At 48.5% G+C, this 12,619-nt stretch carries 14 protein-coding genes; 7 read left to right on the top strand and 7 right to left on the bottom strand.

All coding sequences use genetic code 11. The features are described 5' to 3' along the window. Positions 1-238 precede the first annotated feature (238 nt). Genes Q0117_RS09195 through Q0117_RS09165 form a run of 7 tightly spaced genes read right to left on the bottom strand, consistent with a single transcriptional unit; the run spans position 239 to position 6,625 of the window. Positions 239-1,456 carry a PilT/PilU family type 4a pilus ATPase gene (locus Q0117_RS09195; protein WP_005869553.1) on the bottom strand — a complete coding sequence of 406 codons (1,218 nt, stop codon included), beginning with the start codon at positions 1,454-1,456 and terminating at the stop codon, positions 239-241. After that, positions 1,456-2,463, bottom strand: a complete 1,008-nt coding sequence (locus tag Q0117_RS09190; protein WP_297924803.1) for a transaldolase — start codon at positions 2,461-2,463, stop codon at positions 1,456-1,458. Before Q0117_RS09190 ends, Q0117_RS09195 begins: the two co-directional genes overlap by 1 nt. Beyond that, a complete protein-coding gene (gene serB / locus Q0117_RS09185) occupies positions 2,456-3,079 on the bottom strand; it encodes a phosphoserine phosphatase SerB (RefSeq protein ID WP_297924801.1) in 624 nt (207 codons plus the stop codon). The genes Q0117_RS09190 and serB overlap by 8 nt, the downstream gene beginning before the upstream one ends. Positions 3,080-3,110: 31 nt before the next feature. Beyond that, positions 3,111-3,845, bottom strand: coding sequence for a metallophosphoesterase (locus Q0117_RS09180; protein WP_297924799.1), 735 nt, complete (start codon positions 3,843-3,845; stop codon positions 3,111-3,113). Between the two features lie 43 nt (positions 3,846-3,888). Further along, on the bottom strand, positions 3,889-4,896 hold the full coding sequence (argC, locus tag Q0117_RS09175) for an N-acetyl-gamma-glutamyl-phosphate reductase (RefSeq protein ID WP_297924797.1): 1,008 nt from the start codon (positions 4,894-4,896) through the stop codon (positions 3,889-3,891). A gap of 1 nt (position 4,897) precedes the next feature. Further along, complete coding sequence (gene greA / locus Q0117_RS09170) at positions 4,898-5,389, bottom strand: transcription elongation factor GreA (protein ID WP_177388511.1); 492 nt, start codon at positions 5,387-5,389, stop codon at positions 4,898-4,900. Positions 5,390-5,437: 48 nt separating this feature from the next. Next, a complete protein-coding gene (locus Q0117_RS09165; RefSeq protein ID WP_297924795.1) occupies positions 5,438-6,625 on the bottom strand; it encodes a lipid-A-disaccharide synthase in 1,188 nt (395 codons plus the stop codon). A 68-nt stretch (positions 6,626-6,693) separates the two neighbouring features. Between Q0117_RS09165 and Q0117_RS09160 the strand changes: the two genes are divergently transcribed. The 7 genes from Q0117_RS09160 to Q0117_RS09130 all read left to right on the top strand — a co-directional run bounded on the left by Q0117_RS09160 (position 6,694) and on the right by Q0117_RS09130 (position 12,564). Then, positions 6,694-7,194 (top strand): hypothetical protein, encoded by a 501-nt coding sequence (locus tag Q0117_RS09160; RefSeq protein WP_297924791.1) that lies wholly within the window; start codon positions 6,694-6,696, stop codon positions 7,192-7,194. 418 nt (positions 7,195-7,612) lie between these two features. Next, positions 7,613-8,392 carry a 5'/3'-nucleotidase SurE gene (surE, locus tag Q0117_RS09155; RefSeq protein WP_297924786.1) on the top strand — a complete coding sequence of 260 codons (780 nt, stop codon included), beginning with the start codon at positions 7,613-7,615 and terminating at the stop codon, positions 8,390-8,392. Beyond that, positions 8,385-9,053, top strand: coding sequence for a tRNA threonylcarbamoyladenosine dehydratase (locus Q0117_RS09150; protein ID WP_297924780.1), 669 nt, complete (start codon positions 8,385-8,387; stop codon positions 9,051-9,053). Before surE ends, Q0117_RS09150 begins: the two co-directional genes overlap by 8 nt. Before the next feature lie 675 nt (positions 9,054-9,728). Next, positions 9,729-10,226, top strand: a complete 498-nt coding sequence (locus tag Q0117_RS09145; protein WP_297924775.1) for a nitroreductase family protein — start codon at positions 9,729-9,731, stop codon at positions 10,224-10,226. A 2-nt stretch (positions 10,227-10,228) separates the two neighbouring features. Further along, the gene (gene modD, locus Q0117_RS09140) at positions 10,229-11,080 is read left to right on the top strand and encodes a ModD protein (protein WP_297924769.1); all 852 of its coding nucleotides are present in this window, start codon (positions 10,229-10,231) and stop codon (positions 11,078-11,080) included. 117 nt (positions 11,081-11,197) lie between these two features. After that, on the top strand, positions 11,198-11,899 hold the full coding sequence (modA, locus tag Q0117_RS09135) for a molybdate ABC transporter substrate-binding protein (protein WP_297924764.1): 702 nt from the start codon (positions 11,198-11,200) through the stop codon (positions 11,897-11,899). Continuing rightward, on the top strand, positions 11,896-12,564 hold the full coding sequence (locus Q0117_RS09130; RefSeq protein WP_297924759.1) for an ABC transporter permease subunit: 669 nt from the start codon (positions 11,896-11,898) through the stop codon (positions 12,562-12,564). Before modA ends, Q0117_RS09130 begins: the two co-directional genes overlap by 4 nt. The last annotated feature ends 55 nt before the right edge of the window (positions 12,565-12,619 follow it).

The raw sequence follows: 12,619 nt of genomic DNA, 5'->3' as shown, positions 1-12,619 counted from the left end.
TTTGTGAAAAAATGAAGCGTGATAATAGCTAAATGTTGCTTTAAATCTATTTAAGCGCCGCGATGAAATTTAGAAGTAAAATCGCACGGAATTTAGCCGATTAAATTTACGCTAAATCTTTCAGGCACGACATACTTCTACACAAGAGGATGGACGAATTAAATTCCACCCGCCTAGCGGCAGGCAGAATTCTTTAAAATTTTAAATTGCAAAAATTTAGAATTTTAAAATTTATGACTTAGCGGATCTCTTTTAACTGTACGACTTCGCCGGCGAGCATCTCTTCGGCGCTCTCTCCGGATTCTGCTGCTAAATCCCTTTTTTTGGCAAGATCGACGTTTTTGATCTGTAGATCGAGGTCGTTTCGTTTAGAGGCCTTATCCAGCGCCTCCTCGCGGGTGATGACGCCGTCTCTGTAAAGATCAAGCAGGTGCTGATCGAAGGTCTGCATGCCGTAGGTATTGCGACCGTCGGCGATCGCGTCTGGAATTTCATCGTCGCGCGCATCAAGTATCATATCCTTAATACGGGTGTTTTTGCGTAGAATTTCAACGACGGCTACGCGCTTGCCCTCGATAGTACGAGCAAGGCGCTGAGAGATGACCGCCTCTAGGACGGATGCTAGCGTCATTCGGATACGCTCCTGCTCGGCCTGCTCAAACATCGCAATGATTCGGTTTACCGTCTCTTTTGCGTCAATAGTGTGCACCGTCGAAAATACTAAGTGGCCCGTTTCTGCGGCGTGAAGTGCGGTCTCGATCGTCTCCAAATCGCGCATCTCGCCCACGAATATTACGTCTGGATCCTCTCGCAGCGCGGCGCGAAGCGAATCGGCGAAGTTGTTGCAGTCCTCGCCGATAGCGCGTTGATTGATAATGCATTTATCGTCTTTAAATACGAACTCGACTGGGTCTTCGATTGTAACGACGTGGCTGGTTCTTTGCCTATTTATGCGATTGATCATGCTTGCGATCGTTGTCGTCTTTCCGCTTCCCGTAGGCCCCGTAAGTAGCACGACGCCGCGCATAGCCGTGTCGCAAATATCTTTGATCGAAGGCGGCAAACCTAGATCGTCGATCTCTGGAATTTTAACCGGGATCGTTCGGAAAACCGCGCTGATACCGTCGATTTGAAAGAAAATATTAACGCGGAAACGATAATCTTCGTTTAGCTTATAGGTAAAATCCACGCTCTTTTTCTCGATAAGCTCCGGAAAGCGCGTGATGAGAAGCTCCTTAGCTAGCGTCATCGCATCTTCTTTCAAAAATGGCGTTTTGCTAAATTTTACCAGCTCGCCATGGATACGACCCCTGATAACCGCGCCCGATTTTATATGAAGGTCGCTACCGCCGTTTTGGATTAGAAATTCCAGATATTTATTTAGCCTGTCTCGCTGCTTAAAATCCAGTGTAGAAGCGTCAACTTGATACTGCGAATAATCTATAGAACCCGCCATCATTTCTCCTTTTTAAGTGTTTTTATTATCTCTTTAAATGCCTCTTCAAAAGCCGTTAGTCCGTCATCCAACAACTTTTTATACGCCTTTTTCATATCGATCTTCGCATCCGCTACTCGGGCAAAAAAATGCTCTATCTCTTCATCGCTCGGCGGCATTTTAGGTTTTTGATCGCCGCTTATAAAGGCCTCTATCGTCTCAAGCGGCGCGGTATTTACGCAGCCCGGATACATCAGCTCGCTTACGTAGTAATCCTTCGGCAGATCGTCTCCTTTTACGCCCGTACTCGCAAACAGCGGTTTTACGTAGTTTAAATTTTCTTTAGCGATGATATTGTAGCATTTTGAAGCGTTCATCGTGCCGATTTTGCCGGTAGGAAGGCCCGACGCGGCCATTTTTTCATCCAGTAACCTATCGAAGCGGCTAACGAAGATGCTAATTACGGTTTTTGGTAAATTTGCTTTCGGAAAATAGCGTCGAAAGCCCGCGATACCCTCTTTTATAGCCTCGATACATTTTACGGTCTGCTCAGGCGAAAAAACCAAGGTCGCGTTTACGCTGATCCCCTTTTTCAGTAGATCGCGCATCGCTTCGTAGCCTGCCTTGGTCGCAGGGATTTTGATCATAACGTTTGGCATGCCGATCGTGCCATATAGGTGTTTGCCTTCGCGATACATCGCCTCGGCGTCGTCTGCGAAATATGGATCGACCTCGATGCTCACAAAGCCGTCATCGCCGTTGATAAAATTTTTAAGCAGGCTCTCCGCCGCGCTTCTGATGTCCGCGGTAGCTAAAATTTCATACAGCTTTTTAGGTTCTTTTTTTCTAAATTCCTCTTTGGCCGCATCGTATGCTGGGGAGCTTAGGATCGCGTTTTTAAAGATCGCGGGATTGGAAGTCGCGCCGTTAATTATCCCTTTTTTGATCAGCTCGTCGAAATCTTTATCGATAAAATCGCGCTCCAAAAAGTCGCACCAAAGGCTGAAATTTAGGGCTTTATCATACATATTTCATAATCTCCTTCAAATCCTTTTTTTCAATGCAAACGCTTGCGTGTTCTTTTAAAATTTCATTCGCGCAAAAGGCGATTCTAAGTCCTGCCTCGCGAAACATCGAAACGTCGTTCGCGCCGTCTCCCACGCACATTATCTCGCTAGTATCTAGCCCCATCAGAGATTTAAGCTGCGCAAGCAGCGCGCCTTTTGAGTATCCAAACATCATCTCGCCGCCGAAAAGCCCGGTTAAAATTCCGTCCTTTTCATGCAGATAGTTCGCAAAGCTCGCGTCAAAGCCTAGTTTTTTCTGCGCGGCATCGGTAGCAAGATGAAATCCGCCGCTAAAGACGATCACCTTTATGCCTTTATTTTTCAGATACGCGATGATCTCGCTAGCGCCGCAAACAAAAGGCAGGCTTTCCGCGATAGCTTTGGCATCGCTAAGCTTCATCCCCTTTATAAGCGCCACGCGCTCGCTAAGGCTCTCGAAAAAATCAAGCTCTCCCGCCATCGCGCGCTTCGTAATTTCGCTAACTTGTCGCTGCGTGCCCATTTTAGCGGCGAAAAAACCTATCGTCTCGCCGTCCATCAGCGTAGAATCAAAGTCGAAAACACAAAGCTTTATCATAAATATCCTCGCAAAAATTTAGGAATTATAGCTAATTTAAGTTTAAGTTTTTTGGAATTAGCATAAATTTTTCGCTTTTTGCGACCTCGTAAATTTTGCTCCCAGCCCCGAACGAGCATAAATTTATATATTTTTTCTTGCCGAAATATAAAATCTCATCTTGATGATAGTGCCCCTCGACGATTAAATTTGCCGCGTAAAAATCGATCTTCGGCGCGATTATGGCCTTGAAATCCGGCATTTTTCTGTATAGATTTTTCCCTTTTTGCGATTTTAAGATTATCTTTGAAATTTTAAATTTTAAAGCGCGATCTAGCAGATCCATAAATTTCAGAAAAACTCTATTTCGCAGCGAAAGCAGCGCAAACTGCGTCAGACGCGGCAAAAACAGATCGCCGTGCGCGATCTGCACCGCCTCGTCGCTCTCGTAGATAAATTTAACGGGCTGCGCGGCGTTTGGATAAACTATTGCGCGGGGGAAAATTTCGCGCAGATTAAAATCGTGGTTGCCCTCAAAGTAAAAAATTTCGCATTTTTGCGACAGCTCGTTTATTAGCGCGATCTCCTCTTCGTAGAAGCGCTGCACGTAGGTCGTGTTTGCCAAAAAATCAAACATATCGCCCATCATAAAAATTTGGGGTGGCGGCGTAGGCTCAGCCTTCAGCGCGCGCAGAAATTTCAAAAATTGCGGTCTGCTCGCGCCCGCGTGCGCATCGCCGATAAAGATCGCGCCCGGTTTTATCGCCTGAATTTGATCATTTTGCATCTAGGCTCCCGCGCGTAACGACTTTTGCAAAAAAGTTCATCGCTTAAATTCCGTGTGCGATACGCGGCAACGCCGTAGCTTCGGCGAATCCGCACATTAAATTTGCGTTTGCGACCGCCTGCGACGAGGCCCCGCGCAAAAGATTATCGATCGCCGAGTTGATCCAAATTTTATCGCCCGTAGTTTTTACAAAAATATCGCAAAAGTGCGTCCCTGCGACGTTTTTTATACTCACGGGCTCGCTTCGGACGCGCACGAAAGGCTCATTTGCGTAAAACTCCCGCAGCACCGCCTCTGCATCCACGCTCTTTTGCAGTACGCCAAACGCGCTAACCAGCATTCCGCGCGTAATCGGCAGCAAATTCGGCACGAAAAGCGTGCTAAATTCGCCGCCTTTTAAAATTTGCAGCTGCTCTTTGATCTCGTCTGCGTGGCGATGCGAGATCGGCGAGTAGGCATTTGCGTTTTCGTTCGCGCTTACGAAATGGCTGCTCGTTTTAAGAGCCTTGCCTGCGCCGCTTACTCCGCTTTTTGCGTCGATAAATACGCCGATACCGGGATCGAGTAGCTGCACGAACGGCGCGAGCGCCAAAATGGAGCAGGTGGGATAGCAGCCCGGATTTGCCGTAAGCCGCGCCGCGCGGATCTTCTCGCGATTTAGCTCGGGCAGTCCGTAAACGGCGTGAGATAAATTTTGCGGGTCTAAATGCGTGGTGTAATTCTTCTCGTAAAGCTCGCGGCTTAGGCGGTAATCAGCCGATAGATCGACTACCTTGACGTTTTTAAATTTTAAAATTTCGCGGGCAAATTCCATCGCTTTTTCATGCGGCAACGCTAAAAAAATAAGATCACATCTTTGTGCCGCAACGCGAGCATCCGCGGCTTCTACGCGCATCTCAAACACGCCGCGAAGCTGCGGAAAAATTTCGCTTATCTCGCCCTGCGTAGAGGCGCCCAAATATGAAATTTCAAAGCTCGTATGGGAAAGTAGAATTTTAATCAGTTCAAGCCCGGTATAGCCGCTAACGCCGATGATGCCTACTTTTTTCACGCTAATTCTCAAATTTAATCGGCTTGTATTCGACGCTTAGAATTTCCACGTCGCGCGTGCCTGATGGTAGCTGAAGCACAACCTCATCGCCCTCTGCTTTGCCTAAAAGCTGGCGTGCAAGCGGCGTATTAATATTGATGAGCTTACGCGAGATATCTGCCTCGCTAAGGCCTACGATCGTGTAAACCTCCTCCCGCTCGGTCTCCACGTCCATAAAGGTAACGGTGGAGCCGAATTTTACGCGGTCGTGCTCGTAGGTCGAGGGATCGATGATTTTTGAGCGAGAAACGATATCGCTAAGCTCGGCGATACGCGAGAGCAAAAACGCCTGCTCTTCGCGCGCTGCGTGGTACTCGGCGTTTTCTTTCAGATCGCCGTGTCCGCGCGCGATGTCGATCTGCTGCACGATGTGAGGCAGCTTCACGCTCTGAAGCTCCTTGAGCTCGGAGGTGATCTTTTCATATCCGTAAAGCGTCATTGGTTCGGTCGTCATAATCTTCCTTTCTTTTTATCAAATTATATAAGCTTTAGCCTTAAAATTTTAGCTCGCAGGCTGCGTTAAAATTTTTGCCACGTTTTCGCTGGAGCCGAATTTCAGATAATCTCGCAGCTTCTCGCTCGCAAGTTTAAATTTAGCGGCGTCGCAGCGCTCGTATGCGGCGAGTAGGTTTTGCGCGCTTACCTCGGATTGCAAAAGCTCCTCGTGCAGAGGCTCCTCGCCCAAAAAATCAAAAATAATATTCGCAAGCCCCACGTGCTTTAGCTTTACGAGCTTTCGCGCGAGCCAAACGTCAAACGCGCGAGCCTTGTAGCACAGCACGAACGGAGTGCCGATGAGCGCCGCCTCAAGCGTCGCCGTACCCGAGCAGATAAAGGCAAAATCGCAATCCTTAAGCGTGGCGGGAGTATTGTTTGCGATGCTAAAGCCGTCCAGAGGCCCGTAAATTTCATCTCTTTGATCCATCAGATGCGGCGGGATTATCAGAGCTCGCTTGCTATTTTCAAATTTAGGCGCAAGGGCTCTAAAAATCGGCATCAGCCTTGAAATTTCAGCCCTACGCGAGCCCGGCATAAAGGCGATCTTGCCTTGCTTTTCGTAGCTTTGCTTTCGCAGCGTTATCTCGTCTAATAGCGGATGCCCCACGAAAGAGTACTTTGTGGTTTTGGCGCTTTGCTTGCTTGGGTGCGCGGCATCCTCTTTCGGCGCAGCGTCTTTATCTTTTGTTTCTTGTAGTGCAGAGTCTTTGCTCTCCGCTTCTTGCGGCACGGCGCCTTTATCTCCCTTGCAATCCGTGCCGAAAAATTTCGCCTCAAAAGGCCAGATGGAGAGCAGATTGTCGCAAAACGCCTTCAGCTTCTCCGCTCTGCGCGGCTTCCACGCCCAAACCTGCGGCAGGATATAATATGAAATTTCCGCGCGCGCGCCGCTTTCTTTGATCGCGCGAGCAAGCGGCAGATTAAACGCGGGCGAATCAATCAAAAGCACGCGATCGCACTCCGCCGCAAGCCGCATCATCTGTGCTATCGCGCGCTTGGCTTTTAAAATCAGCGGCAAAATTTCTATAAAGCCCATCGCCGAAAATTCGCTGCTTTTGTATATCGGCGAACCCAGCTTTTCATCGAAAATTCCGCAAATCTCGCAAGCGGGATCGAGCCTTTTAAGATGCACTAGAACCTCTTTAAAATGCAGGTTCGCAGAGGGTTCTAGACAAGAGATTAAATATTTCAAATTTAGCCTTTTAAATTTTTGTTAATTATAGCAAAATGTGCTAAAATTAAGCCGACAAAGGATTTAAGATGAGAAATTTTAAAATTTTAGCGCTATGCGGCGCGTTCGTGATGTTGCTAGGCGGTTGCGGCGCGGCTAAATACCAAAAGCGTCAAGTCACCGAGGATCCCGCAGTAACAGCGCGTTTTGAGGCGCTTAGTAAGTTAGGCTCGCCCGCACTCGTCGCTAAAGCCGCAGCTAGCGAGATCGCAGCGGACGTAGGCGGCACCAAGCCCCACGTTAAGGTCGCGCAGTTTGCCTTCCTCGAAGAAATTAGCGCACAAGGAAGCGATCTGATCTATGCCTACTCGCTAAGCCCCGGCTGGGCGAGCCTGAAAAACTCCGATCGGCAAAAATATCTCAAATTGCTAGCCAAGGATATTACCGAAAATGACTGCAACGCACCTAGTACGCGAGCTTTATTGCGAAGCGGAGTGCGTGAAGTGCACCGATTTTTCTACGATTATCCAAGCTCGCACCTACTTGATTCGCAGGTAAGCGAGGAGATATGCCGCAAAGCAGGGTTATAGATAAGTCTAGCGTAATTTTATGCCGCGGATTTGCATCGGCGCGAAAGCAAAATTTCGTGGTGTAAAATTTTACGATAATTTAAAAGACAAATTTTGCGGCGAGTTGCGGAGTGCGACCACCAAATTTAAGGAATTTCGAAAGCGAAATTTAGGCGATGAAATTACGTAGCAGGCTATAAAAAGCTATAAAAATTTGTAGCGAAAAAAGATAAAATTTCGTAGCAAAAAAGCGGAATTTTTCTATGAATTTTGCGATTTAAGTTCGCATGGAATTTTATTGAAAAATTTGGCGCGACGGAATTTTATGCCACGCAAGCTAAATAGCAATTTTTGCATAGTAAAGAATTAAGCGCTAAAATTTTACAGACAGAATTCCGCTCTGATAGGTCTGTCATGAAATTTTAGCTAAAGAGAGAATATGAAAGAAATTTTAATCACCAACGACGACGGATTCGAAGCGCGCGGGCTTTTAGAGCTCGCAAGCGCGCTAAGAGGGGTCGCAAACGTCACTATCGTAGCGCCGAGCTCGGAGAAATCGGCCTGCTCGCACTCACTCACTCTTACGCGTCCGCTTAGATTTATCAAGCTTGACGACGGATTTTTCAAACTAGATGACGCTACGCCCGCAGACTGCGTGTATTTGGCACTCCGCGCGCTGTATAACCACAAGCCCGATCTGGTGATAAGCGGCATAAATCACGGCGCCAACGTCGCGGAGGACGTGACCTATTCGGGCACGTGCGGAGGCGCGATGGAGGGGGTTTTACAAGGCATTCCTGCGCTTGCGGTGAGCCAGTTTTACGTCGCGGACTCGCTGCAGCGATACGGATTTGATCTAGCGTGCGAGCTCGCGGTGGAATTGGTCGAGAAAATCTTTAAAAAAGGCTTTCCTCTGCCGCCGAAGCAGTTTTTAAATTTAAACGTCCCTGCCGTCTCAAAGCAGGATTTTAAGGGGCTTTCGGTTGCGCCCTGCGGCGAGAAGCTCTACGATACCGACGCGCAGCTAAACCGCAATCCGCGCGGAATAGAGTATTATTGGCTCGGCAAATCTACGCTCAGTTTTGATGCGAGCAGGAACGAAAACAGCGATATTTCGGTGCTGTTTGAGGGGCGAGCGACATTAAGTCCGATCAAGCTAAATTTAACCGCGCACGAGCAGATGAGCGCGCTAGAAAGGTGGATGAAAAACGATGAGTGAGGTCGTAGTAGACCGCTTTTCGCGCTCGCGCCTGCTTTTCGGCGAGGATTTTGCAAGGCTGCAAAGCGCTAAAATTTTAATCTGCGGCTGCGGCGGCGTGGGCGGAGCGGCGATAGAGGCGCTGTACCGCAGCGGCGCGGTGAATCTAAGCGTGATCGATTGCGATCGCTTCGAGATAACCAATCAAAACCGCCAGCTTGGAAGCGAACACGTAGGCGAGCTAAAATGCGAGGTTTTCGCGCGCAAATTTAAAGGCGTGACGCCGATCGCCGCCAGGATCGATGAGGAATTTTTGTCGGAATTCGACCTCGGCAAATTTGATTTCGTAATCGACGCGATAGACGACGTGAGCGCCAAGATCGCTCTTGCGCTACGCTGCAGCGAGGCGGGCGCGGGCTTCATAAGCTCGATGGGCAGCGCAAAGAGGCTCGATCCCGCTAAAATCAAAATCCGATCAATCTGGCAGACGCAAGGCGATCCGCTCGCGCGCAAGATCAGATATGAGCTGCGAAAGCGCGGCTTTGCGGGCGATTTTGACGTCGTCTGCTCGAGCGAGCCGCCGCGCGTCAAATCGATGGGTAGCTTCATGGGCGTGACCGCGAGCTTCGGGCTTTTCATCGCAAGCTACGTCGTGCGCAGGCTGATAGGCGAGCAGGTTTAACGCTTAAATTTCATAGCGTTTCGGCGTGCGGCTCCGGCTAATCGGGCTTTGAGGTTAAATTTTAGATATTTTGAGCTTTTGATCTGAGCGCGCTTTGTATGCGGTACGGCGCGGCAAGTGCTTTGCGGACGCGCATGCGGTTAAAATTCAAAAGCGGCGAAAGCGGAATTTTACCTAGCGACGAAGATAAAATTTACTCGGCGCAAAGGTGAAATTTCATTGCTGCGAAGGATAAAATTTTATCCGCAAAGACCAGCACAGGCTCGGCGCGAGATGAAATTTAAGGACCACGCAAGCTACGCACGTAGGTCAATGTATACGGCGCGCAGTTTTAACAAGCGCATATAGCAAGCCTAGGATTAAAAATCTAAATAGGCGGATCGCAAGCTTGCTCGTGAGCGAAATTTAAGCAAGCCAAGTTTACGCAAATGTTCTTTGCGGCGAATTTTCATAGCAGCGCGATTTGAAATTTTATCGCGACTTTGCGCTTTTTGATGCAAGAAAAGGCGCGCTCAGGCAAGCAAAACCAAATTAGCGCGCATCGGTCGCCGCGTAGCGACTAAGCGTAAAGTGTAAGCAGGGCTCAAGCAAACGCAGCGGCAAGCTTACTTCTAAATTCCATTTTTTACCGCTCGCAAAAAGCGGAATTTAGAAATTTAATTTAAAGGAGCAGCGATGAATGAAATTTTTACACGCACGAGCGTGCGGAATTTTACCGGAAAAATGCCGAGCGACGATCAGATCGAGCTTGTGCTAAAAGCCGCGATGCAAGCCCCTAGTGCGGGCAACCAGCGCTCATGGGAATTTTACGTAGTACGCGACCGCACCACGCTTACGCTACTTAGCAGCGTCGGCACCTACGGCGGCTGCACGAAAGATGCGCCGCTTGCGATCGTGGTCTGCACGCGCAAAAGCGGCTTAAAATTCCAGCCCTACGCTCGCTACGACTGCGCTTGTGCGGCAGAAAATCTTTGGCTGGCGGCGCACCATTTGGGGCTTGGCACCACGTGGCTGGGCGTAGCGCCCGATATTTACGCGATGGAGCGCGTAAGAGAAATTTTGGATCTGCCTGGGCATTTAGAGGCGTTTTGCATTATGCCTTTGGGCTTTCCGTCTCGCGTCACAAAGGCGCATTCACGTTTTGAGCCCGCTAAAATTCACTTCGTAGGCTAGATATGTTTATTTCACAGAGTAAAATCGACGATCTAATCGCTAGCGACGGCGCGTTTTTGGACCTTACGACCGAGCTTTTACAGGACTTCGTGGATTTAAACGCGCCCGCGCGGCTTTCGATCGTAACGAGGCAGGATCTGATCTTTAGCGGCGGAGGAATAGCGCGCGAAGTAGCGGCGCGCTTTGGTTGCGAGACGCAGCATCTAGCGCGCGAGGGAAGCGCATTTAGCGCAGGGGATGAAATTTTTAGCGCGCGAGGGAGCTTCGAGAGCCTCCATAAGGCTTGGAAGATCGTTCAGATCGTGTTTGAGTACTCCTGCAAAATTTCTACTTACGCACACGAGATGGTTGCGCTGATGCGAGAGGCGAATCCGCGCTGCGTGCTGGGTGCGACGCGCAAGAGCCTTCCTTTTGCGAAGGAGCTTTGCGTAAATGCGCTGATTGCGGGCGGCGGGAGCATGCACCGCCTGGGGCTGCACGACAGCATCTTGTTTTTTTCAAACCATATCCGCGCGTTTGCGAGTTTTAGCGAGTTTTGCGCGCAGATCGCTAAATTTAAAGAGCGCGCGCCCGAGCGAAAGATAATGATCGAAGTGGCGAGTGAGCGCGAATTTAGCGAGCTTTTAGGTTATGCACCGGATGCGATAATGTGCGATAAGATGAGCGCTGGCGAGCTTAGAGCCTGCGTTTTGAGACGAGATGAGACGGCGCCGCAGATTAAAATTTGCGCCGCTGGCGGTATAAATAAAAATAACTGCGCAGAGTTTGCGGCTACCGGCGCGGACGTGCTCGTAAGCTCGGCGGTTTGGAATCAGGGCGCGTGCGATCTGGGCGGAAAGATAGAGCTTATCTAAATATTAAATTTTAAATTTTAAGACATAAAAGTCTAAAACAGGGCATAAAAACGCGATTTATTAATAAATAAGAGTATATTTTGTAAAATTCTTAAAATTTCAAAAAAAAGGATTTTCATGAAAAAAATTGCTTTTATTTTAGCGCTTACGGCAAGCGTTTCGTTTTGCGCGGATCAGCTGATAATCGCGGCCGGCGGCGGATACAAAAAGCCCGTCTCGGCCGTGATCGAAAATTTGAAAAAAGAGGGCATGGACGTGGCGGGATCGTTTGCCAACCTCGGCCAGCTCGTCATTCAATCGCGCGAGAATAAAATTTCATTCATCGTGGGCGACGAGGCGTTTTTGAAAAAAAGCGATCTAAATATCACTAAATTTGAGCGTATCGGCCGCGGCACACTAGTTTTAGTAACGCCGAAAAATATCAAAATACAGGGCGTATCGGGGATCGCAAAGTTCGATAAAATCGCGATGCCAGATCCTAAAAAGGCGATTTACGGTATCAGAACGAACGAGTTTTTACAAAACGCCAAGATGGATGGGGTAAAAGATAAAATTTTAGCCGTCGCGGGCGTGCCGCAGGTGGTCGCATACGTCATCAACGGCGAGGTGCAAGCAGGCTTTATCAACAGCACCGAAGCGGTCGCCAAAAAAGATGAGTTCGGCTCGATAATCTACATCGACGAGAGCCTCTACAGCCCCGCATATATCGGCATTGCAAGACTAAGCGCGTGCAGCGAGCAGGCGCTTTGCGAAAAGGTGATGAAGGAATTTCAATCGGATCGCTCAAAAGAGATTTTTTCAAAATTCGGCCTTAAATGAGCGACATAGCTTGGATCGCGCATCCTTTGCTTCTAAGCGTCAAAGCCCTATTTTGCAGCTTTTTGCTGCTGATTTCAATAGGGCTGGCAATTGCGTATTTTTTGGCTTTCAGCAAAGCCAAATTTAAAAAGATCGTCGAAATTTTGGTAATTTTTCCGCTCATCTTCCCGCCGATCGCGACGGGATTTCTGCTTCTTTACATCTTCGGAAAGAGCGGATTTATCGGTTCTGCGTTAAATTTAGACATCGTTTTTAACTTTTCTTCATTGGTAATCGCCGCATTTTTGGTGGGGCTGCCGCTGTTTGTAAAGCCCGTGTGTGCGAGCTTTGAGCTCTTTCCGAAGAGCCTAATCGAAGCCGCGCAAATTTTGGGCAAAAACAGAGCTCAAATTTTCCTCTTCGTAATCCTTCCAAGCTCGCTTAAAACACTCGGCTCCGCGCTTATTTTAGCGCTCTCGCGCGGGCTTGGCGAAGTGGGTATCACGCTGATGTTGGGCGGAAACATCGTGGGCAAAACCGACACGTTAGGCCTTGCGATCATGGGCGCCGTGTATGACGGAGAGAACGAGCGGGCGCTGATTTTAAGCGTTTTGCTCGTAATTTTCAGCTTGATCTTATTCTTCGCGATAAGCCTTTTAGATAAAAAGCAAAATTTATCTAAATAAGAAAAATTATTTTTTAAGTATTTTTGGATAAAATTGCACTCGCATTTTACTTTAA

This window comes from uncultured Campylobacter sp. (assembly GCF_937997535.1).
Lineage (GTDB): Bacteria > Campylobacterota > Campylobacteria > Campylobacterales > Campylobacteraceae > Campylobacter_B.
The sequence above is the reverse complement of the archived record's forward strand: the minus strand, read 5'-3'. Positions and strand labels throughout refer to the sequence as shown.

Bases quoted from the DNA above. Each gene is read 5' to 3' on its own strand.
- Q0117_RS09195 (WP_005869553.1), bottom strand. From the start codon at position 1,456: ATGGCGGGTTCTATAGATTATTCGCAGTATCAAGTTGACGCTTCTACA.
- Q0117_RS09190 (WP_297924803.1), bottom strand. From the start codon at position 2,463: ATGTATGATAAAGCCCTAAATTTCAGCCTTTGGTGCGACTTTTTGGAG.
- serB (WP_297924801.1), bottom strand. From the start codon at position 3,079: ATGATAAAGCTTTGTGTTTTCGACTTTGATTCTACGCTGATGGACGGC.
- Q0117_RS09180 (WP_297924799.1), bottom strand. From the start codon at position 3,845: ATGCAAAATGATCAAATTCAGGCGATAAAACCGGGCGCGATCTTTATC.
- greA (WP_177388511.1), bottom strand. From the start codon at position 5,389: ATGACGACCGAACCAATGACGCTTTACGGATATGAAAAGATCACCTCC.
- Q0117_RS09160 (WP_297924791.1), top strand. From the start codon at position 6,694: ATGAGAAATTTTAAAATTTTAGCGCTATGCGGCGCGTTCGTGATGTTG.
- surE (WP_297924786.1), top strand. From the start codon at position 7,613: ATGAAAGAAATTTTAATCACCAACGACGACGGATTCGAAGCGCGCGGG.
- Q0117_RS09150 (WP_297924780.1), top strand. From the start codon at position 8,385: ATGAGTGAGGTCGTAGTAGACCGCTTTTCGCGCTCGCGCCTGCTTTTC.
- Q0117_RS09145 (WP_297924775.1), top strand. From the start codon at position 9,729: ATGAATGAAATTTTTACACGCACGAGCGTGCGGAATTTTACCGGAAAA.
- modD (WP_297924769.1), top strand. From the start codon at position 10,229: ATGTTTATTTCACAGAGTAAAATCGACGATCTAATCGCTAGCGACGGC.
- modA (WP_297924764.1), top strand. From the start codon at position 11,198: ATGAAAAAAATTGCTTTTATTTTAGCGCTTACGGCAAGCGTTTCGTTT.
- Q0117_RS09130 (WP_297924759.1), top strand. From the start codon at position 11,896: ATGAGCGACATAGCTTGGATCGCGCATCCTTTGCTTCTAAGCGTCAAA.